Origin of the sequence: Nonomuraea sp. NPDC001831 (assembly GCF_042892035.1) — a bacterium.
Lineage (GTDB): Bacteria > Actinomycetota > Actinomycetes > Streptosporangiales > Streptosporangiaceae > Nonomuraea.
On sequence record NZ_JBIATU010000001.1, the window covers coordinates 472,578 to 492,640 of the forward strand.

Here is a 20,063-nt window from a genome sequence, read left to right on the forward strand (position 1 = left end):
CGATCGTGCATCAGACATGCCTCACAGATGCCCAGCCGGCCGCGCCCGCACGCGCACGGTGACCGGACCGCTCCGGCATGAGGGCCGGGGGACGGGGAAGGTGCGTGGGCATGGCATTGTGCCTGGTGACAGGGGCGACGGGGTACATCGGCGGGCGGCTGGCGCCCGAGCTGCTGGCCGCCGGTCACGACGTGCGGTGCATGGTGCGCTCGGCCGGACGCCTGCGCGACCTGCCGTGGGCGGAACAGGTCGAGGCCGTCGAGGCCGACGCCACCGACGCCGAGCGCACGCGCCGGGCACTGGACGGGGTGGACGTCGCGTACTACCTGATCCACGCGATGGGGACGAGCGGCCGGTTCGCCGAGCGGGACCGGCTGGCGGCGCGCACGTTCGCGGCCGCGGCGGCCGAGGCGGGCGTGCGGCGGATCGTCTATCTGGGCGGGTTGACGGCGGACGAGCGGCTCTCGCCGCACCTGTCGTCGCGGGCCGAGGTGGGGGAGATCTTCCTGCGCGGCGCGGTCCCGGCGGTGGTGCTGCGGGCCGCGGTGATCATCGGGTCCGGGTCGGCCTCGTTCGAGATGCTGCGTTACCTGACCGAGCGGTTGCCGGTGATGACGACGCCGCGGTGGGTGCGCAGCCGTACCCAGCCGATCGCGGTGCGGGACGTGCTGCGTTATCTGGTGGCGTGGGCGCAGGTGCCGGGGACGGTCAACCGGGGGTTCGACATCGGCGGGCCTGATGTCCTGACGTATGCCGACATGATGCACGGCTATGCCGCGGTGGCCGGGCTGCCGCCCAGGTTGATCATTCCGGTGCCGCTGCTCACCCCCCGGCTGTCGAGCCTGTGGGTGGGGCTGGTCACGCCCGTCCCCGCGAGCATCGCGCGCCCGCTGGTGGAGTCGCTGCGCAACGAGGCCGTGTGCGGCGAGCACGACATCGCCCGCCACGTCCCCGACCCCGAGGGCGGGCTGGTCGGCTTCCGCCAGGCGGTGGCGCTGGCGCTGATGAAGATCAAGGAGGCCGACGTCGCCACGCGCTGGTCCTCGGCGTCCACGCCGGGCGCGCCGAGCGATCCGCTGCCCACCGATCCCGACTGGGCGGGCGGCAGCCTGTTCGTGGACGACCGGAGCCTGGCCGTGCAGGCCAGCCCGGAGGCGGTGTGGCAGGTGATCGAGGGCATCGGCGGCCGTAACGGCTGGTACTCGCTGCCGGTGGCCTGGCAGTTGCGGGGCCTGGCCGACCGGCTGGTGGGCGGGGTCGGGCTGCGGCGCGGCCGGCGCGATCCGGCCCGGCTGCGGGTGGGCGACTCGATCGACTTCTGGCGGGTGGAGGAGGTGCTGCCCGGACGGCTGCTGCGGCTGCGCGCCGAGATGCGGCTGCCCGGACTGGCCTGGCTGGAGCTCGGCGTCACCCGCTCCGGCGGCCGGACGATCTACACGCAACGTGCCATCTTTCATCCGCACGGCCTGCTCGGCCATCTGTACTGGTGGGGGATCTCGCCCTTCCACGGCCTGATCTTCGGCCGGATGCCGGTCAACGTGGCCGCCGCGGCCCGCCGCAGGGACCGGTCCGCGGCTACGAGCTGACCAGCGCCAGATCGAGCACGTCGATGCCGACCGGGGTGCGCCCGATCGCGATCCGGCTCAGCGACCACGGGCCGGGGAAGCGGTGCAGCAGTGCGTGCACCGCGATCGCCACCTCGTGCCGGGCCAGGTGCGCGCCGAGGCAGAAGTGCACGCCGTGGCCGAAGGACAGGTGCTCGTTGGGCGTCCGGTCGAGCCGGAACACGTGCGGCTCGGCGAACACCCGGGGATCCCGGTTGGCCGAGAGCACCATGGCGACCACCCGCCGGCCCGCCTCGACGGGGTGCCCGGCGATGCGGGCCGGGCCGGTGGTGAACCGGTCGGTGCCGCCGACCGGAGGCAGGAAACGCAGCACCTCCTCGACGGCGGCGGGCACCAGCCAAGGGTCGGCACGCAGCCGGGCCGGCGCCTCCGGGTGGGCCGCCAGGCACAACAGGGCGTTGACCAGCAGGGTCCTGGTCGACTCGTGGCCGTTGACGAGCAGCAGCGTGCAGAAGTCGAGCAGTTCCTCGTCGGAGAGCCGGCTGCCGTCCGGTTCGGCGGTCAGCAGGGCGCCGATCACGTCGCCCCGGGGCCGGGTGCGGTGCTCGGCGAACACCTCGCCGAAGTACTCGGCCAGTTCGGCGTGCGCGGCGCGGAACGCGGCCCGGCGCGCCGGGTCCTCGCTGAACGCGCCGGCGAAGGAGGTGATCGCCTCGGTCCAGCGCACGAAGTCCGGTTGCCGGTCCGGTTCCACGCCCAGCAGCGCGGCGACGGTGCGCACGGGCAACGGGTGACCGAGCCGGCCGATCACGTCCAGCTCGCCGTCCACGCCGGCCAGTTGCGTCCGTACGGTGTCGGTGATCGAGGGCAGCAACGACTGGATCGCGCGGGGCGTGAAGGCCCGGCTGACCAGCCGGCGCAGCAGGTGGTGCCGGGGCGGGTCGATCGCCGACAGGCTGCCGAGCATCGGGTTGTCCCGGTGCGGCGGGGGTTCCGCGCTGTGACGCAGCTCGTCGGACGAGAACGTCCGGTGGTCGGTGAGCACCTGCTTCACCTCGGTGTGCCCGTGCACCAGCCAGCTCTGCAACGGTTCGGCGAAACGCACCCCGTCCCCGGCCAGACCGTCCTGCGCGGTCTGCCGGTACCAGTCGAGGATCTCCTTGACGACGTCATCGGTCATGCGTCGAGTGTGTTGGCCCCCGACCGGCCGATGCTTGGAGAAAACGGCCACCCTGCAGCAGCGCGGTCGGTGGCGCGCCTACCGCGTGTCGGAACTCGGCGAGCAGGTGCGACTGGTCGTAGCAGCCGCTGCGCACGGCGATGGCCGCCCAGTCGGGGCGCTCGCCCCTGGCCAGCGCGGCGCGCGCGGCGGCGAGCGCGTGGTGCAGCCGCACCACCCGCGCGTAGGACTTGGGCCGCAGCCCGACCGCCACCCCGAACCGCCGTCGCAGTTGCCGCTCGGACAACCCGGCCCGGGCGGCATGCTGCTCCACCGGCGCACCCGGCGCCGCGTGCATCGCCGCCAGTACGACGCGCACCCGCTCGTCGACGCGGCATCGTCCGGCGCGCGCCCGTACCAGGGCCAGCGCCCCGGCCAGCCGCTCGCCCACCGCCCCGGCCGGCCACTCGCTCACCGCCCCGGCCGGCCGCCCGACGTCGATGGGCGCCCTCGGCGGCCGCCCGATGTCGATGGGCGTTCCGGCCAGTGGCACCTCGTCGGCCGCGATCCCGAACAGCCCGGTCACCGTCCCCGGTCGCAGCCGCACCCCGAACAGGGGCCCGCCTCCGGGCAACCGTCCCTGCCGGACGCGTGTCTCCGGACCGGCCAGCCGGCACTCTCCGTCGGGCATGACCAGCAGGTCGACGGCGGGGTACGGCAACCCTCTCGGCACGGTGTCGCCGCCCAGCACCCAGATCCCGGCCACGAGGTGGGCCAGCTCGGCGGGCACGGGCAACGCGGTCACCCGTGCAGTCAACCCGGCGACCGCCGCGCCCGCCACCGATTAACCGGACCGCGGGACGCCCGACAGGCGCCACCGCCGCGGGACCCGGCGCGGTGCGCCGGATCCTCACCTGGTCAGTCGGACGAGATGTGCGGACCGGCGTCCAGCTTGACCTCGTTCAGCCGGCCCGTGGTGACGTCGTAGACGAACCCGCGGACGGAGTCCTTGTGCGGGATGAACGGGTCGGCCAGGATGCGCCTGGCCGACTGGCGCACGTCCGCCTCCAGGTCCTGGAACGCCTCGGCGGACCAGTCGGGCTTGACGCCGACCTCCTGGTAGATGTCGTCCTTGAAGCCGTCGTCGGTGAAGGTGAGCATGCCGCAGTCGGTGTGGTGGATGAGGATGATCTCGCGGGTGCCCAGGAGGCGCTGGCTGATGGCCAGGCTGCGACGTTCGCCGGCGGTGACGACGCCGCCGGCGTTGCGGATCACGTGCGCGTCGCCCTCGCGCAGGCCGAGCAGGCCGTAGACGTTGAGCCGGGCGTCCATGCAGGCCACCACGGCCACGCCCCGGGCGGGCGGCAGCGGCAGGTCGCCGGAGTCGAAGGTGGCGGCGTAGCGTTCGGAGTTGGCGATCAGCTGGTCGGTGACGCTCATGGGGGACGTCCTCCTGTCACGTGCCGGGACCCGCGGTCATAGCCCACATTCCCTACTGACTGTACATGTTATTGCCCCGCTGTGTAGCCCCCCCTGCGTTCGGCGACGGCGGAGGCGGACAGGAGGGTCGCGGTGGAGAGGGTGCCCCAGAGGGGGGCCGGACCGTGGGAGGCGAGGGCGGTGATGACCGCAGGGGAGACGGCGAGGCCGAAGCCCGTGGAGAGCTGGAAACGGGCGAGGACGCGTCCCAGGAGATGGGCCGGCGCGAGGGCGGTGACGAGCGCCGTCGCGCTGCCGGCGTAGACGATCTCGCCGATGGTGCAGACCACGGACACCATGGCGACGGCCGGGACACCCCAGCCGGGCCCCAGGGACGTGGCCGCCAGGAACCCGAGGTAGGACCCGGCGAGCACCACACCGGCGAGCGCCAGCACGGTCCGCCGGGAGAAGCGGGACAGCAGGACGGTGACCGGCACCTGCAAGGTGACCACCAGCACCGTGTTGGCCACGAAGACGGCCGCCGGCCACACCGGGGACGCGTGCATCTGCGTCACCAGGACCAGGGGCACCGCGATCTCGGGGACGTTGAGGCAGAAGACGTAGACCACGTTGGCGGCCAGCAGCGCGCGCATCCGGGGCGCGGGCCCGCCGGCCATGTCGTTGGCCGGGGCGGCGGCTGGACGCGTGCGCAGGCGCACCGACCACGCCAAGGCCGCCGCCGCCAGATAGGCGAGCCCGGTGACGGCCGCCAGCACCCGCAACGCAGGGGCGCCGCCCGCCAGGCACGCGGTGGCGAGCAGGGCGCCCACGCCCAGCGCGGCGTTGCGCAGGGCGCGGCCCGCCGCGAGGGCGGCGTCGCGTTCGCGGCCGTGGGCGACCGTGGCCACGAGGGCCGCGTGGGCGGCCGGCCATGCCTGGTTGCCGATGCCGAGGAAGAGCGCCGCCGTCGCGAACAGCCAGACGTGCCCCGCGGGGGCGGCCAGCAGCAGCGCCACGCCCAGCACCCGCACCAGCATCGACGCCGCCACGACCGTGCTGCGTGCGCCCCGGTCCAGCCATCGGCCGACCGCGGGCATGCACACCAGGCCCACGACGACGCCGGCCGTCATGGCGAGGCCGGTGACCGGCGCGGACAGCCCCAGCACCGTCACCCCGTAGAGCAGCAGGAAGGGCCGCAGCAGGCCGGTGCCGAGCGCGTCCACGGCCAGGGCGACGGCGTAGCGGGGGCCTCCGGAGGCGCGGACGAGGGCGCGCGGCCGGATCATGGTGGTGGATGCCATGGCGTCAACCATGCGTCCGGCCGCGGGGGTGGCTCCGCCAGTTGACGGACACCGTCAATCGGCGCGGTCGTGGGCCGTCCGACCAGGGATGATGGGGGGATGACGCTGAGGATCGACATCGGCGGGCCGCCGTCCGGGCGGCTGCGGTTCGCCGCCTCCCCGCTGGCCGAGCTGACCGCGATGCTGCACGTGCTGGCCGAACCCGGGCATCACCCGCAGCTCGCCGGCTGGGCCGGGGACGTCTGGGCCGGGCTGCGGCCGGAGCTGGCCGAGCGACTCAGGGAGGCGGAGTTCCTCTGGCGTTCCTCACGAGCCGACTTCCTGGTCCCCGCGCGTCCCCGGCCGACCCTCGCCGAGGAGCTCGACGATGTCGACCGCATCGACGACGAACGCTACGTGACCGCCGCGCTCATCACCACGTGCGGCAGCAACCGGGTGCACTTCGCCGCGCCCTCGCCGCTCACCGACGCGACGGCGCGCGAGCGGGCCCTCGACCTGGCCCAGGCCCGCGGCGCGCTCCAGGAGGCCTTCGCCGAACGGCTGCTCGCCGACCCGGCAGCCGTGCGGGCGCGGGTGCGTGAGACCCTCGAACAGTGCGCCGAGGCGTTCTTCGACGCCGCCTGGACGGGCGTCGCCGCGCAACTCGCCGCCGACCTGCGCCTGAAGAACGACCTGCTGAAGCGCCAGGGCGTCGGGGCGGCGCTCGCGTCCGTCTCCGGCGCCGTCACCCTGGCGCCGGACGGCAACCGCATCATCGTGGACAAACTGCAGGACAACGCCACCACCGCGCACGACGCCGGGGTCACCTTCCTGCCCAGCGTCTTCGGCCGCCCGCACCTGGTGGTGGTGCACGCGCCCGGATGGCAGCCGGTGGTGCAGTACCCCGTGGCCGAGGCGGGCCCGTCGGAGCCGGTGTCGCTGGAGACGGTCACGCTGCGGCTGGAGGCGCTCGCGCATCCCGTACGGCTGCGGCTGCTGCGCACCCTGGCCCGCGGCCCGCACACCACCGGCGAGCTGGCCCACGCCTGGGAACTCTCACCTCCGGAGGTCTCCCGCCACCTCGCCGTCCTGCGCCGCGCGGGCCTGCTCACGGCCCGGCGGCACGGCCGTTACGTGCGTTACACCGTCAATGTCCCCGATCTGACGGCGCTGGGCGCCGACCTGCTGACGGCCGTGCTGCGCTGAGCGGCTCCGGCTGTCAGGCTGAGTACGTTCGAGACGACCCTTTCGTGGAGGTCTGATGCGCGCAGGTGTCGTGGTCGCCGCCCAGCCCGGTGTGGAGGAGCTGGCCGTGCGGGCCGAGGAGCTGGGCCTGCACAGTTTCTGGGTCAACGACAGCCCGATGGTCCACGGCGATCCCTTCGTCGCCCTGGGGCTGTGCGCCAAGGCCACCAGCCGCATCAGGCTGGGCGTCGGCGTCACCTCACCGGCGCTGCGCTCGGCCCCGGCCGCCGCGAGCGGGCTGGCCAGCCTCAACGCCCTGGCGCCGGGCCGGATCAGCTGCGGGGTCGGCACCGGGAACACCGCCCGGCGCACGCTGGGCATGCGGCCGGCCTCGGTGGCGGCGATGGAGAGCTTCACCGCCGCGCTGCAGGACCTGTGCGCCGGCCGGAGCGTCGAGTACCGCGAGGGCGACCGGGCCTGCGACGTCCGGTTCCTGCACGCCGGGGCGCACGTGCACACGGACGACCCGATCGAGTTCGTCGTGGCCGCGCTGACCGGGCCGAAGGCCGCCGCCGTCGCCGGCCGCCGCGGCACCGGCCTGATCTCCTTCGGCCTGCTCGACCCCGCCGCCTGGCGCGCCCTGCACGACGCCCGCCGCCAGGCCGCCCGCGGCGCGCCCCGCGACCCCGCCTCCTACGTGGTGACCGCGCTGCACGTACTGGAGGAGGACGAGGATCCGGGCGGCGCCGCGGCCAGGGACGCGACCGGCCACCTCGTCCTGTCACTGCTGACCTTCGCCGCCGACACGGCCGCCGACACGGCCGCCGACACGGCCGCCGACACGGCCGCCTTCGCCGAGCGTCTCGGCCCCGAGGAACGCGAGGCCGTACGGCGGCTTCTCGACCGGCGCGGCACCACCGCCACCGCACCCGACCGGCACACCAAGCTCTACCCCGGCTACCTCGGACGGATCGCGCCGGAGGATCGCGACCTGATCCTGCCCTCGCTGATGAACACCCTGGCCCTGGTCGGCACCCCCGACGACCTGCGCGCCCGCATCGCCACCCTCGAACGGGCCGGCGTCGACGAACTGCTCATCCAGCCGGTGGTCGACCCACCCGCCGAGATGGCCCGGCTGGCCGAACTCCTCACCTGAGCGGACCCGCTCCTGGGCGCGGTGGAGGTCCGGCACGGGGGCGGGAGTGGCATCTTCATGTGCGCACCCGCCCTCCCCGGACGACGTGGGCGACCTCACCGATCGTCTCGATGTCGGCGAACGGATCTCCCGCGACGACGACGAGATCCCCGCGCGCACCGGGCCGCAGGACACCCAGGTCGGCCCGGTCGAGCAGCCGCGCGGCCTGCGAGGTGGCGGCCCGGAGCACGGCCAGGGGCGTCATCCCCTCCGACACCAGCACCACGAACTCCCGCCAGCTGTCCTCGAACGGCACGGTCCCCGCGTCCGTGCCGAAGGCGACGGGGACCTGCCCCGACAGCAGGCGGCGTGCGTTCCGCAGGATGTCGTCGGCCACCGGCGCCACCTTGTCCCTCGCGCCCGCCGGCTGGCCCGCCCAGAACCGCGGGTCGTCGAGATGGTCGATGTAGACGTGGCAGGCCCATCGGGTGGGCACGAGAGTCGTCCGGTGTTCCGCCATGACGCGCAGGGTCTCGTCGGTGGCGAAGGTGCCGTGTTCCACGCTGCGGACGCCCGCGCGCACGGCCCGGCGGACGCCCTCGTCGAAGTGCGCGTGCGCGGCGGTGGGCAGGTTCAGGTCACGAGCCGCCGCCACCAGGGCGGTCATCTCCTCCTGGGTGTAGGCGACGGTGTCCGCCGCGTCCGCGGGGCTGACGAAGCCGCCGGTCGCGGCGAACTTGATCCAGTGGGCGCCCAGCTGGCGCTCGATCCTGACCTGGCGGACGATCTCGTCCACCCCGTCCGCGACCGCCGCCGCGCGGCCTCCGTAGGGCGGCTGCAGGGTGGAGCGGGGATCGCCGTGGCCGCCACGGGCGGAGATGATGTGGGGGGCCACGAGCATGCGCGGCCCCTCGATCAGGCCGGCGTCCACGGCGCGGGCCAGTTCCACCGTCACCGGGTCCGCGGCGGGGCAGCCCAGGTCACGGACGGTGGTGAAGCCGTGGGACAGCAGGGTCCGTAACGCGGGCAGCGCGTCGAGGGCCTGGCGGGAGGCGGGCCGGCCGCCCGTGCCGTCACCGGAGGCCACGTGCACGTGACAGTCGATGAGGCCGGGCAGCACCGTCCCGGACGCCTCCAGGACGCGGGTCCCGCGCGGACGCCCCACGCGCGTGCCGGTCTCGACGATCAGGTCACCGCGCATGAGCACCTCGAAGGGGCGAAGACAGTCGTCGCGCAGGCCGTCCCAGCCCTGCGCGGCGGTGACGAGGAGGTGCGGCTCGCCGGGGCCGGTCATCGGCCCGGGACCTTGGGCGGGAGCTCGGGACGGTGGGCGGTGGCCGGCTCCAGGGCGGGCGGCGGCCAGATCTCCTCGTAGGCGCATCCCATCTGGAGCAGATGGGCGTCGGCGCCGGCCGGCGCGCACAGTTCGAGCCCGACAGGAAGTCCGTCGGCGGTGAGGCCGGCGGGCAGGCTCAGCGCGGGCAGGCCGAGGACGCCGGCCCAGTCGGTGTTCCGGATGAAGGTGGGGAAGGTGGGATGTTCCCGGCCGTCGATCACCACGGACTCCTCGCAGGCGAACGGCTGGGCAGGCAGCGGAGTGGTGGGGTAGACGAGGGCGGACAGCCGGTGGGCGCGCTGGTGGTCCGACAGGGCGCCGGCCAGACGGGAGAGGTTCTCGCACGCCGCCCGGTAGTCGGCGGCCGGCACGCGCGCCGGGCCCAGGGCGTCGTTCATCGCCGCCCGCACGCCGGGCGAGGCGATCTGGGCGAGCAACTGGTCGAGGGTGGGCGCGGGCGACGTCTGGGCCAGGTAGTAGGGGATCTCCCAGGCCGCCTCGTACAGGGCCACCGTCATGGCGTCGCGGGCGAGCGACGCGCCGGCGCCCGCCGGAAGGGTGGCCTCGACCAGCACGGCGCCGGCCGCGCTCAGCTCCTCCAGGCGGCGTTCGGCCACCGCGGCCAGCGACGGCTCCAGCCCTTCCCAGAACGGCCGGCGGGGCACGCCCAGCCGCAGCCCCGCCCAGCGCACCGGTTCGGGGGCGGGGCCGGGCGCGGCCACGACGGAGTCGAGCAGCACGATGTCGCGCATGGTGCGGGTCAGGAAGCCGGCGGTGTCCCTGGTGCGGGAGAGCAGAAGCAGGCCGCGCTGGGGATACCGGCCGGCGGACGGACGGTAGCCGAACACGGCGCACAGGGCCGCCGGGATCCGCACGGAACCCCCGGTGTCGGTGCCGAGACCGGCCGGGGCCAGGAAGGCGGCCACGGCGGCGGCGCTGCCGCTGCTGCTGCCTCCGGCGAAGCGATCGGCGGCCCACGGGTTGCGGACGGGGCCGAAGCCGGGATTGTTGCCGGTGATGCCGACGGCCAGCTCGTGCATGTTGGTCTTGCCGAGCGCCAGTGCGCCGGCGGCGCGCAGCCGCCGCCAGATCTCGGCGTCCCGCCCGGGACGATGGGCGCGCAGCGCCGGCGTGCCGGCCGTGGTGGGATGGCCGGCGACGTCGACGTTGTCCTTGACCGCGATGAGGACGCCGTGCAGGGGGCCGCGCCGGTCCGCCCTGTCGGCCTGCGCGGCGGCGTCGAGGACGGCGCCCTCGTCGCACGAGACGAACGCGCCGAGCGACTCCTCCGCGCATCGCCCGAGCAGACATCGCGCGTATTCGGAAACGGATATGCGCCTGTCCCGGATTGCGTTGACGGCCGCCCTCGAACTCCAGGCGGCCACGTCGTCACACATGAGCGTTCACCTTTCGGAGGCGCCGCGCGAGCCGGCCACGAACCAACGTAACACCTCCCGGCGGGACGGAATGTCCGGCCCGTCAGAGGTCTGGAACGCGAGTTCGCCGGACACTCAGGAGGCTTTTGCGGCCGGTGTGATAAAAGCCGCGAAAAGTCTGTTGTTAAGGCCGGAAAATGCCGGGTAATCGTGCCGACCGACCGGAATCACCGGACGGCGGAGATGACATGGGAACCGTTCTCGACGAGGTGACCGAGGATTCCTGGCTGCGCGGTCATTTCAAGGACGCCGAATGGGTGGCGGAATACCTGGACGCCGGCGCGCCGTCCGGCGACCCGATATACCTCAGCCTGGGGGAGACGTGGTCGGAGGCGCCTGAGGGGCTGGCCCGTCTGCTCGGCAGCGGGCTGCCGTCGTACGCGCACGGATACGTCATCTCCCAGTACGGCCTGCCCGCGCTGCAACGCCTGCTGCGCGGTTACGTCGCCCGGACTCACGCCCTGCCCGCCGGCTTCACCGCGGGCGCCGGCTTCGAGGTCGCCGTCACCTGCTCGGGGACCAGGAACGCCATGTTCGACTACGGGCGGCTGATCCTGGCGGACCTGCCGCGCAGCGCGTCCCCCACCGTCATCGCCCCCGCGCCCGGCTGGGACTACCGGGGCGTGTTCGCCGGGCTGGGTTTCCGGATGACCTACCTGCCGCTGGCTCCCTCGCAGGGCTTCCAGCCCGCACCGGAGGCGCTGCGCGAGGCGCTGGCACGGGCGGGCGATCCGCGCGGGGTCATCGTCGTCATCAACGCCCAGCACAATCCCACCGGCGTCAACTGGGACGAGAACCTCGTCGCCGACATGGTGCGCCTGACCGTCGAGGCGCGGGCGAACCTGCTCATCGACGACGCCTACTACGGGGTCACCGATCCGGGCACCGCGCCCACCAGCGCCCTGCGGCTGCTCGCCGAACGGCTCGCCCGTCCAGGCGCCGGGGACCGGCCCGTCCGCTGGCTGGCCGTGCGCTCCCTGGGCAAACAGTTCAACTGCAACGGCTGGGGCATCGGGGTCAGCGTCGCGCCGCCGCCGATCCTGGACCGGCTCGTCAACGACTTCCAGCTCCAGCGCTCCTTCACCGCCGCGGTGCCGTTGCAGAACGCCATGGCGAGGTGGCTGGACGGCGGCGAGTCCGAGCAGTACCTGCGGGCGTTCCGGCAAGGATGCGCCGACAAGCGGACGTGGGCGGCCGGCTTCCTCAGGCAGGAGCTCGGCTGTCCCGCCGAGGCGCTCTGCCCGGGAAACTGCACCAGCTACTTCCTGTTCCGGGTGCCGCCGTCGTACGCGGCGGACGCGCGCGACGGCGTCACCCGGTTCCGCCGCGACTGCCTGCGCCGCGCCGGGGTGCTGCTGGGCGCCGGCACCATGACCCCGCAGGCGGCGCCCGAGGAGGGACAGGCCATGGCCGTCCCCTACGTGCGGATGTTCCTCGGCCCGCCGATGAGCAGCGTCGAGACCGCGCTGCACCGGCTGGCGGAGGCCGGGATGAACTGGGAGCGGTCATGCTGAGACGTCGCCGGAGCGCCACCGCGCCCGCCGGCCTGACCTACGAGAACTACCTCTGCCTGGACCGGCTGCTCGGCGCCCAGCGCCCGATCTCGGAGCCGCCGCACCACGACGAGCTGCTGTTCATCGTTCAGCACCAGACGACCGAGCTGTGGGTGAAGCTGATCCTGCACGAGCTCGACGACGCGGTCCGGGAACTCCGGCACGACCGGCTCCGGTCGGCGTTCCGCTCCCTCGACCGGATCTTCGTGATCCAGCGGCAGCTCATCGAGCAATGGTCGGTCATCGCCACCCTGAAACCTGACCGTTTCGCCGAGTTTCGCCCGGCGCTCGGGGGCGCCACCGGTTTCCAGTCCGTCCAGCTCCGGATGCTGGAGTACCGGCTCGGCGACAAGCGCCCCGAACTGGTCGAGGAATACGACGGGTCCGTCCGGCAGGACGCGCTGCGCGCGGCGATCGCGCAGCCGACGGTGTACGACGAGTTCATCCGGTTCCTGCACCGGGCAGGGCATCCTGTCCCCGCCCGCCACCTCGGCCGGACCCACAGCTGTCACGAGGAGCCCGACCAGGAAATCGTCGCCGTGCTCCGCCGCGTCTACGAGGACCAGCGGGCCCACGCCGCCGAGTACGAGATGGCCGAACGCCTGGTGGAGCTGGAGGAGCGGCATCAGATGTGGCGGTTCCGCCACATGCGCACCGTGCGGCGCGTCATCGGCGACAAGCCGGGGACCGGCGGCTCCCGCGGCGTGCCGTACCTGGCCTCCCTGGTCGACCGGCCGCTCTTCCCCGAGATCTACGCCGCCCGCACCGTCATCGACCCCTGACCGGCACCACACTCACGCGCCCAGGAGCCCCGCCATGAGCGACCGACCTCAGGACCCGCGTCACCAGCGCGGTCTGGAGCTGATGAACGAGATCGACCCTGCCGACGGCGGACGCATGCTCGACGAGTTCGCCACCATCGCCCCCGATCTCGGACGGTTCCTGGTCGAGTTCGCCTTCGCCGACATCTACGGCAGATCCGTGTTGTCGCTGCGCGAACGGCAGTTCGTCCGGCTCGCCGCCCTGGCCGCGATGGGCATCGGCGGCGCGCCGATGCGGGCCAACATCAACTCCGCGCTGAACGTCGGCGTCCCGGTCTCCGACATCGCCGAGACGTTCATCCAGTGCCTGCCCTACGCGGGCTTCCCCCGGGTCATCACCGCGGTGGAACAGCTCAAGGCCATCGTGGCGGAGCGGCCGGACCAGGACTGACCCGACCGGCGCACCGGCGCGCGGAACGGCGCCACACCAGGACGGCCGCCGCGGGCGCAGCGACGTGCGCCTTGCCGCTCCATGTGCCGGCGCGACGACGCGGGTCCCCGTTCCGCCATCCTGACCTGCGCCTTACCCGGTCCTGACGTCCGACCTACGTCAAGTCAGACCGGCGTTCGCGGCATGGGGCGACGGGTAGGAGGCGGCGCCTGCCGGAAGGAACCTTCCGGCGCGGCGTCCCGCACGTCGACTCCATGACCAAGGAGTTCCCATGAAGCTGGAGCGAGCCTCCGCGGCGGAGGCCGCCGAGATCCTGCCGTGGTTCGAGGACTATCTCACCCGTCCGCATCCGGAACTGGGCCGGGACAACGCGGTGTGTCCCTTCGTGCGCTCGGCCCTGGACGCGGGGACCGTCACGATCGAGGTGGCCGGGCTGGAGGAGGGGGAGGGCCTGGAGGAGCTGTGCGCCGCGATGCGCGCCCAGGCCGGGCGGTTCGCCCGGCGGCGGCCGCCCGAGGGTAAGGAGGGCCTGGCCACGCTGGTCACCTTGGTGCGGGGCCTGCCCGAGCACCGTACGCCGCTGCTGGACGAAGCGCATCGGCGGGTCAAGAGAAACGTGGTGGCGGACGGGCTCATGATCGGCCAGTTCCATCCGGGCTGCCCGGAACCGGCCGCCCGCAACCCCGGGTTCGCGGTGTCGCGCGCGCCGCGCCCGCTGTTCGCGATCCGCCACATGGCCCTGCACGACATCCTGTTCCTGCACGCCGATCCGGCGACCTTCGCCGCGTACCAGGAGCGTTTCGCCGACCGATACAGCGGCGACGCCGCGCACGTCGATCCACGTTTCGCCGAGCTCTACCGCGCCGCGGCCCAAGGGCCGGGGACGACTGCCACCAAGACGCCGTACATCGACTACCAGAGCATCGACGTGCTGCTGTCGTTGCAGCACCCGCACACCCGCCAACCGGCCGAGATGTCGTTCTATCTGGTGGGCCAGGTCAAGGAACTGCTGTTCAAGCTGGTGTACGAGGAGGCCTGCGCCGCCCGGCTGGCCTTGGTCGAGGACCGCGTGGACGACGCGACCTGGGCCCTGCGGCGCGTGTGCCGGACCATCGACCTGCTGGCCGACGCCTGGTCGGTGCTGGAGACGATCTCACCGCCGGAGTTCGGCGCCTTCCGCGGCGAACTGGACGGCGCCTCCGGGATCGACTCCTACATGTACCGCATGGTGGAGTTCGTCCTCGGCCACAAGTCCGAGCAGATGGCGCGCCGGCACGCCGGGGTGCCGGGCGTGGCGGAGCAGGTCTACCGGGCTCTTCGCCAGACCAGCCTCTACGACGAGGCGACCGCCCTGCTGGCCAGGCGCGGGACGGAGATCGGTGTGCCCGGCCGTCCCGGCGAGCTCGGCGGCGAGGCATTGCGCGCGGCATGGGCCGCCCTCTACCGCGACCGCGGGCCGGACGACGACCTGTTCCGGCTGGCCGAGGCGCTGACGGACGTGGCCGCCGCCTTCGGCAGATGGCGCTCGTGGCACCTGCTGACCGTCGAGCGCACCATCGGCGGCGTGCCCGGCACCGGCGGCACGGCAGGGGTGGGCTGGCTGCGCCGCAGCGTCGAGCACCGTTTCTTCCCCGAGCTGTGGCAGGCCAGGTCCGACCTCCGGCCGGACGACGCCCGGCCGGCACTGAACCCCGAGCACTGCCCCGTCGCCCGCGACAAGGGCTGACCCGCGCCCTCGCGCATCGCATCCCGCCCTGCCGAGCCGCCATCGAACGGAGAAAAGATCATGTCCGACGCCGACCATGTGGCCCAGGCCATCCTCGATGACTACGCCGCCCGCAGCCCCTCCTCACGGGCCGCCTTCCGAGCGGCGGCGGAGGTGCTGCCCGGCGGCGACACGCGTTCCATGATCACCTACACGCCGTACCCGCTGTACTTCGACGAGGGCGAAGGCGCCCACGTCAAGGACGTGGACGGCAACCGGTATCTCGACGTGCTGTCCAACTACGGCGCGCTGGTCCACGGGCACAACCATCCCGCCCTGGTGGCCGCCGTGCGCAAGCAGGTCGGGCGGGGCACCGCGCCCGGCGGCCCCAGTCTGCTGCAGATCAGGCACGCCGAGCGGCTGTGCGCCCGGGTCCCCGCGCTGGAACGCCTGCGTTACTGCAACTCCGGCACGGAGGCGACGATGTGGGCCATCCGAACGGCACGCGCCTTCACCGGCCGCGACCTCATCGTCAAGATCGACGGCGGCTACCACGGCACCCACGACTGGGGTCATGTCAGCGCCTTCATCACCTCCGGTCCGCGTTTCCCGCAGCGACTTCCCGGCCTGCCTGACGCCCGCCTGGCCCAAGGCGTGCCGCGCGCGGTGCTGGAGTGCGTGGTGACCGTTCCGTTCAACGACCTCGACGCCGTCCGCAGGGTGCTGCGCGCCTGCCGCGGCGAGGTGGCGGGCGTGCTGGTCGAGCCGATGCTCGGCGTGGGCGGCGGAGTGCCCGCCGAGCCCGGATACCTGGAGGGCCTGCGGACGGCCACCGAACAGGAGGGCGTGCTGCTCATCCTGGACGAGTGCGCCACCTTCCGCATCGGCCCCTGGCAGGTCCGCCACGAGCTGCGGCCCGACCTCACCACCTTCAGCAAGATCATCGGCGGGGGGCTGCCCCTCGGAGTGTTCGGCGGCCGGGCCGACGTCATGGCGATCTTCGACCCGTCCCGGCGGGACCCGGTCTACCATGCGAGCGCGTTCGGGGCCAACAACCTCTCGCTGGCCGCCGGCATCGCCGCGCTCGACCATTTCGGCCCCGACGACATCGACCGGCTCAACGCCATGGGCGAACGGCTGCGTGCCCTGCTGGACGAGGCCGCCCGTGAGCGCGGCATCGCGGGCCACGCCGTGGGAGCGGGCTCGCTCGGCTACTTCCACTTCGGCGCCGACCGGCCCCGTGATGCCGCCGCGACGGCCGCCCTGCGGCACGGACGGGAGGACCTGCGTGCCCTGCTCCACCTGCACCTTCTCAACCAGGGATTCCTCACCGCCCGGCACGGCCTGTTGTGCCTGAGCCTGCCGATGGACGACGCGGACGTGACCTCCTTCGCCGCCGCCTTCGCCCACGCCCTCGACACGTTGCGCCCCTACCTGGCCGAGCGCCATCCGGATCTTCTGGCGCCTGCTCCGGCGATGCCATGAGTCGTCCTGCCCGCTCGCTCGCGCTGACCGCGCGCCTGCTGCGCGAGGGCCGTCTGAGCTGCGAGGAACACGCACGCGACATCCTGGACCGGTGTGCCGAGCACGCCTCGTGCAACGCCTTCGTCACCCTGGACGCCGACCGCCTGCTGACCGCGGCGCGGGCCGCCGATCGCGCTGACCCCGCCGCCCGCCGTCCCCTGCACGGCATCCCGCTCGCCGTCAAGGACAACATCGACGTCGCCCTCCTGCCCACCACCGCCGGAACTCCGGCCCTGAGCCGCCATCGGCCCGGCCGTTCGGCGGAGGTGTGGCGGCGTCTGGCCGGCGCCGGCGCCCTGGCCCTGGGCAAGACCGGCATGCACGAGCTCGCCTACGGCGTCACCGGCCAGAACGCCGCCTTCGGCACCGTGGGCAACCCGGTCGTCCCCGGCCACATCTGCGGCGGCAGCAGCTCGGGAACGGCCGCGGCCGTCGCCGCCGGGCTCGCCCCGGCGGGACTCGGCACGGACACCGGCGGCTCGGTCCGCATCCCGGCGGCGCTCTGCGGCCTGGTCGGCATGCGTCCGACCACCGGTCGCTATCCGGCCGCCGGAGTCCTGCGCATCTCCCGGACCCGGGACACCGTCGGCGTCGTCGCCACGGACCTGGCGGACGTCGCCTTCCTCGACGGCCTCCTGGCCGCGGACCCGGCAGAGCGGTACGCGTACCCGCGGGCACCGCTGCTCCCTGACGGGCGGATCCGGCTCCTGCTGCCAGGGCCGGCCTGGACGGGGCTGGACCCCCGGGTGGCCGCCGTGACCGCCGGCTGTCTGCGGGAGCTGCGGTCCGCCGGAGCCGACCTCGTGCAGGTCGACCTGCCCGATTCGGCCGACCTGCTGGGCGAGGCCGCGCTGCCGGTGCCGCTGCACGAGACCTGGCACGAGCTGGCCTTCTACCTGGCCCGCTGCGAGACCTGCCGCGACCCCGGCGAACTGATCCGCCGGATCGCCAGCCCGGACGTGGCCGACGTGCTCGCTCCACTGCTGCACGGCCCAGTGGTCCCCGCCGAGCGCTACCGGCACGCCCTGCGCGTTCAGGACGACCTCGCCGACGCAGCCGCCGGCCTGCTGCGCGAGCACCGGGCCGACGCCTTCCTGTCGCCCACGACCATCCTGCCCGCCGCGCCCGCGGACGTCGGTGCCGAGGTCAGCGTGCTCGACCGGCCCGAGCCGGTCTTCCTCTCCTACATCCGCAACACCGCCTTCGCCGCGGTCATGGGCTGGCCGTCGATCAGCCTGCCCGCCGGTACGACCCCCGAAGGGCTGCCTGTCGGGCTGCTCCTCGACACCCCGCCCCATACCGACAGATTTCTGCTCGCACTGGCCGCGCGATGCGCCCGGACCTGGCGTTCCTCCGCCGAACCGGCCGGCGGCCCCGCCCACCACGACCCTTGAGGAGGAGCCGTGTCCGACTTGTGGGACACCGACACGCTCGACCTGCCCGCCTATCTGGCCCGCGTGAGTCCCGGCACGCTGCCCGGCACCGCCGGACCCTCCCTGCTGACCCGGTTGCACCGCGCCCATGCCACCACGCTGCCGTTCGACAACATCGACCTGCTCCTCGACCGCACGCCGAGCCTGTACATGCCCGACATCGTGGACAAGATGTGCCGGCGGCCGCGCGGCGGCTGCTGCCACGAGCACAACCTGCTCTTCGGCTGCGTCCTGGAACGCCTCGGCTTCCGCGTGGACCGCCTGGCGGCCCGGGTCATCCTCGGCGGCCGGGGCCCGCGCCCCCGCACGCACATGGCCCTGCGGGTCCTGGCCGACGGCAACGCCTGGCTGTGCGACGTGGGCTTCGGCGAGGAGGGCTTCCTCGACCCGCTGCCGCTGCGGCCGGGCGAGGTGACCGCACAGGGCTTGCGCGGGTTCCGCGTCCGGACCCACCAGGACCACCAGTGTCGTGTGGAGGTGAACCGGAACGGGGAGTGGGAATGCCTGTACCTGCTGAGCCTGGAAGCACGCCCGCCCGTCGACTTCGCCGTCGCGCACCACTACCTCAGCACGCATCCCCGCTCGATGCTCAGGCGGGAGCTGTACCTCCAGCGGCTGTCCGGCGCCACCCGGCTGAAGCTCCGCGGTCACACGCTGACGCGAGTCACCGCGGAGCACGCCGAGGAGAGCTCAGTGGATTCCGACGGCCTGCCCGACGTGCTGAGCGCCTTCGGCATCGTCCTGCGCGAGGAGGAACTGGCGGCGCTGCGGCGACGGGTCGCGGCGACATCCGAGGCGTACGGCAGGAGACACGATGCACGCGCTACATGACGTCCTCGACAGCGGCCGGCTGGCCAACCCGCTGGGCGACGCCCGCCTCATCGAGCATTACCGGAGCTCGGGCGGCGATCCGGCCGGCCTCATCTATCTCAGTCTGGGGGAGACGTGGACGCAGGCGGCTCCCGGCCTCGTGGCCGCCCTGTCGCGGGGGCTGCCCGATCTGAGCCATGGTTACACCCTCTCGCCGTACGGGCTGCCCGACCTGCGACGCGCGCTCACCGAGCACATCGCCACCACGCACCGGTTGCCGTGCCCGTCAGGCCCGGCCGACTACGACGTGGCGGTCAGCCAGGACGGCACCCGGGCGGCCATGTTCGACTTCGGGCGGCTGCTCGTACGCGACGGCGCGGTGCCGCCCACTGTGCTCGTCCCGGCGCCCGGATGGGACTACCCAGGGGTCTTCGCGCCTCTCGGGTGCCGTGTCCGGTACTACGCGGTCGATGACGCGCAAGGCCACCAGCCCGTCCCTGATCAGGTGGCGGCGGAGCTGGAACGAGCGGCGGCGACCGGCCGCCCGCTGTTGGTGCTCAACGCCCAGCACAACCCCACCGCCGCGAACTGGGACGGGCGAACCGTCAGGGCCGTGATCGCCACGGCCCTGGACCACCGTGCCGCCGTCCTCGTCGACGACGCCTACTACGCCGTCCACGACCCGGACGTCCGGCCCACCAACACGCTGAAGATCCTGCTGGCGGAGATCGGGCGGCATCCGCAGGGCGCGACGCCCTGGCTCGCCGTCCGCACGCTCGGCAAGCAGTTCCACTGCAACGGCTGGGGCGTCGGCGCTCTCACCGCTCATCCGGCAACCCTGGCGGCCCTGGCAGCGCAGCAGCACCATCACTCCTACGGCAGCGGCCTGCCCCTCCAGGCCGCCATGGCCCGCTGGCTGCGCGACCCCGCCTGCGAGATCTACCTGCGGGCCATGCGAGCCCACTACGCCGCCGCCCGCCGGCACGCCGCCGCACGCCTGACCGCCGATCTCGGCTTCCCCCGGCACGCCTGCCACGCGGGCGAATGCACGTCCTATCTGCGCCTGCGCGTCCCGCCCCGGTACGTGGACGAGACCGGCAGTGAAGAGGGCTATCGCCGGCTCTGCCTCGACCGGGCAGGCGTCCTGCCGGGCACGGGCAGCATGGTCACCCCTGGCCCTCCCGGCGACGGCCACGCCCACGTGCGGCTGTTCCTCGGCCACCCTCGGCCGATCCTCGACGAGGCGCTCGACCGCCTGGCCCGCCACGGACTCGGCTGGGCATGACACCGGCCGCCGCGCTACGAACCGCC

General features: G+C 73.5%; 17 protein-coding genes. 11 read left to right on the plus strand and 6 right to left on the minus strand.

The genetic code is table 11. The features are described from left to right. Positions 1 to 110 precede the first annotated feature (110 nt). Positions 111 to 1,586: an SDR family oxidoreductase gene (locus tag ACFYYW_RS02135; protein WP_387643994.1), complete on the plus strand. Its 1,476-nt coding sequence runs from the start codon at positions 111 to 113 to the stop codon at positions 1,584 to 1,586. Here the strand turns inward: ACFYYW_RS02135 and ACFYYW_RS02140 are convergent. From ACFYYW_RS02140 to ACFYYW_RS02155, 4 genes are all read right to left on the minus strand, one after another. Beyond that, a complete protein-coding gene (locus ACFYYW_RS02140; RefSeq protein ID WP_387643997.1) occupies positions 1,576 to 2,745 on the minus strand; it encodes a cytochrome P450 in 1,170 nt (389 codons plus the stop codon). The genes ACFYYW_RS02135 and ACFYYW_RS02140 overlap by 11 nt on opposite strands. Further along, positions 2,735 to 3,529 carry a helix-turn-helix domain-containing protein gene (locus ACFYYW_RS02145; RefSeq protein WP_387643999.1) on the minus strand — a complete coding sequence of 265 codons (795 nt, stop codon included), beginning with the start codon at positions 3,527 to 3,529 and terminating at the stop codon, positions 2,735 to 2,737. Before ACFYYW_RS02145 ends, ACFYYW_RS02140 begins: the two co-directional genes overlap by 11 nt. A 113-nt stretch (positions 3,530 to 3,642) precedes the next feature. Then, positions 3,643 to 4,164 (minus strand): beta-class carbonic anhydrase, encoded by a 522-nt coding sequence (locus ACFYYW_RS02150; protein ID WP_387644002.1) that lies wholly within the window; start codon positions 4,162 to 4,164, stop codon positions 3,643 to 3,645. 68 nt (positions 4,165 to 4,232) lie between these two features. Next, positions 4,233 to 5,444, minus strand: a complete 1,212-nt coding sequence (locus tag ACFYYW_RS02155) for an MFS transporter (RefSeq protein WP_387644005.1) — start codon at positions 5,442 to 5,444, stop codon at positions 4,233 to 4,235. A 99-nt stretch (positions 5,445 to 5,543) separates the two neighbouring features. On the opposite strand from ACFYYW_RS02155, the gene ACFYYW_RS02160 reads away from it, so the two are divergent. Further along, positions 5,544 to 6,629 (plus strand): DUF5937 family protein, encoded by a 1,086-nt coding sequence (locus tag ACFYYW_RS02160; RefSeq protein WP_387644008.1) that lies wholly within the window; start codon positions 5,544 to 5,546, stop codon positions 6,627 to 6,629. Positions 6,630 to 6,684: 55 nt separating this feature from the next. Continuing rightward, positions 6,685 to 7,764, plus strand: coding sequence for an LLM class flavin-dependent oxidoreductase (locus ACFYYW_RS02165; protein WP_387644010.1), 1,080 nt, complete (start codon positions 6,685 to 6,687; stop codon positions 7,762 to 7,764). A gap of 55 nt (positions 7,765 to 7,819) precedes the next feature. Here the strand turns inward: ACFYYW_RS02165 and ACFYYW_RS02170 are convergent, their stop codons facing one another. Both ACFYYW_RS02170 and ACFYYW_RS02175 read right to left on the minus strand, forming a co-directional pair. Continuing rightward, positions 7,820 to 9,037: an amidohydrolase family protein gene (locus ACFYYW_RS02170; protein WP_387644013.1), complete on the minus strand. Its 1,218-nt coding sequence runs from the start codon at positions 9,035 to 9,037 to the stop codon at positions 7,820 to 7,822. Then, the gene (locus tag ACFYYW_RS02175) at positions 9,034 to 10,476 is read right to left on the minus strand and encodes an amidase family protein (RefSeq protein WP_387644016.1); all 1,443 of its coding nucleotides are present in this window, start codon (positions 10,474 to 10,476) and stop codon (positions 9,034 to 9,036) included. Before ACFYYW_RS02175 ends, ACFYYW_RS02170 begins: the two co-directional genes overlap by 4 nt. A gap of 227 nt (positions 10,477 to 10,703) precedes the next feature. Here ACFYYW_RS02175 and ACFYYW_RS02180 point away from each other — a divergent pair, with 227 nt between their 5' ends. From ACFYYW_RS02180 to ACFYYW_RS02215, 8 genes are all read left to right on the plus strand, one after another. Beyond that, positions 10,704 to 12,029 (plus strand): aminotransferase class I/II-fold pyridoxal phosphate-dependent enzyme, encoded by a 1,326-nt coding sequence (locus ACFYYW_RS02180; RefSeq protein WP_352324706.1) that lies wholly within the window; start codon positions 10,704 to 10,706, stop codon positions 12,027 to 12,029. Beyond that, the gene (locus ACFYYW_RS02185) at positions 12,023 to 12,850 is read left to right on the plus strand and encodes a tryptophan 2,3-dioxygenase (protein ID WP_387644019.1); all 828 of its coding nucleotides are present in this window, start codon (positions 12,023 to 12,025) and stop codon (positions 12,848 to 12,850) included. The genes ACFYYW_RS02180 and ACFYYW_RS02185 overlap by 7 nt, the downstream gene beginning before the upstream one ends. A 34-nt stretch (positions 12,851 to 12,884) precedes the next feature. Next, positions 12,885 to 13,280, plus strand: a complete 396-nt coding sequence (locus tag ACFYYW_RS02190; protein WP_387644022.1) for a carboxymuconolactone decarboxylase family protein — start codon at positions 12,885 to 12,887, stop codon at positions 13,278 to 13,280. Positions 13,281 to 13,551: 271 nt separating this feature from the next. Further along, positions 13,552 to 15,006, plus strand: a complete 1,455-nt coding sequence (locus ACFYYW_RS02195; protein WP_387644024.1) for a tryptophan 2,3-dioxygenase — start codon at positions 13,552 to 13,554, stop codon at positions 15,004 to 15,006. 60 nt (positions 15,007 to 15,066) lie between these two features. Next, the gene (locus ACFYYW_RS02200; protein ID WP_387644027.1) at positions 15,067 to 16,470 is read left to right on the plus strand and encodes an aspartate aminotransferase family protein; all 1,404 of its coding nucleotides are present in this window, start codon (positions 15,067 to 15,069) and stop codon (positions 16,468 to 16,470) included. After that, on the plus strand, positions 16,467 to 17,903 hold the full coding sequence (locus tag ACFYYW_RS02205) for an amidase family protein (protein WP_387644030.1): 1,437 nt from the start codon (positions 16,467 to 16,469) through the stop codon (positions 17,901 to 17,903). The genes ACFYYW_RS02200 and ACFYYW_RS02205 overlap by 4 nt, the downstream gene beginning before the upstream one ends. A 9-nt stretch (positions 17,904 to 17,912) precedes the next feature. After that, positions 17,913 to 18,773 (plus strand): arylamine N-acetyltransferase, encoded by an 861-nt coding sequence (locus ACFYYW_RS02210; RefSeq protein WP_387644032.1) that lies wholly within the window; start codon positions 17,913 to 17,915, stop codon positions 18,771 to 18,773. After that, the gene (locus tag ACFYYW_RS02215) at positions 18,757 to 20,037 is read left to right on the plus strand and encodes a pyridoxal phosphate-dependent aminotransferase (protein ID WP_387644035.1); all 1,281 of its coding nucleotides are present in this window, start codon (positions 18,757 to 18,759) and stop codon (positions 20,035 to 20,037) included. Before ACFYYW_RS02210 ends, ACFYYW_RS02215 begins: the two co-directional genes overlap by 17 nt. The last annotated feature ends 26 nt before the right edge of the window (positions 20,038 to 20,063 follow it).

Bases quoted from the DNA above. Each gene is read 5' to 3' on its own strand.
- ACFYYW_RS02205 (WP_387644030.1), top strand. From the start codon at position 16,467: ATGAGTCGTCCTGCCCGCTCGCTCGCGCTGACCGCGCGCCTGCTGCGC.
- ACFYYW_RS02195 (WP_387644024.1), top strand. From the start codon at position 13,552: ATGAAGCTGGAGCGAGCCTCCGCGGCGGAGGCCGCCGAGATCCTGCCG.
- ACFYYW_RS02180 (WP_352324706.1), top strand. From the start codon at position 10,704: ATGGGAACCGTTCTCGACGAGGTGACCGAGGATTCCTGGCTGCGCGGT.
- ACFYYW_RS02215 (WP_387644035.1), top strand. From the start codon at position 18,757: ATGCACGCGCTACATGACGTCCTCGACAGCGGCCGGCTGGCCAACCCG.
- ACFYYW_RS02140 (WP_387643997.1), bottom strand. From the start codon at position 2,745: ATGACCGATGACGTCGTCAAGGAGATCCTCGACTGGTACCGGCAGACC.
- ACFYYW_RS02185 (WP_387644019.1), top strand. From the start codon at position 12,023: ATGCTGAGACGTCGCCGGAGCGCCACCGCGCCCGCCGGCCTGACCTAC.
- ACFYYW_RS02200 (WP_387644027.1), top strand. From the start codon at position 15,067: ATGTCCGACGCCGACCATGTGGCCCAGGCCATCCTCGATGACTACGCC.
- ACFYYW_RS02165 (WP_387644010.1), top strand. From the start codon at position 6,685: ATGCGCGCAGGTGTCGTGGTCGCCGCCCAGCCCGGTGTGGAGGAGCTG.
- ACFYYW_RS02150 (WP_387644002.1), bottom strand. From the start codon at position 4,164: ATGAGCGTCACCGACCAGCTGATCGCCAACTCCGAACGCTACGCCGCC.
- ACFYYW_RS02155 (WP_387644005.1), bottom strand. From the start codon at position 5,444: ATGGCATCCACCACCATGATCCGGCCGCGCGCCCTCGTCCGCGCCTCC.
- ACFYYW_RS02170 (WP_387644013.1), bottom strand. From the start codon at position 9,037: ATGACCGGCCCCGGCGAGCCGCACCTCCTCGTCACCGCCGCGCAGGGC.
- ACFYYW_RS02135 (WP_387643994.1), top strand. From the start codon at position 111: ATGGCATTGTGCCTGGTGACAGGGGCGACGGGGTACATCGGCGGGCGG.
- ACFYYW_RS02175 (WP_387644016.1), bottom strand. From the start codon at position 10,476: ATGTGTGACGACGTGGCCGCCTGGAGTTCGAGGGCGGCCGTCAACGCA.
- ACFYYW_RS02160 (WP_387644008.1), top strand. From the start codon at position 5,544: ATGACGCTGAGGATCGACATCGGCGGGCCGCCGTCCGGGCGGCTGCGG.
- ACFYYW_RS02190 (WP_387644022.1), top strand. From the start codon at position 12,885: ATGAGCGACCGACCTCAGGACCCGCGTCACCAGCGCGGTCTGGAGCTG.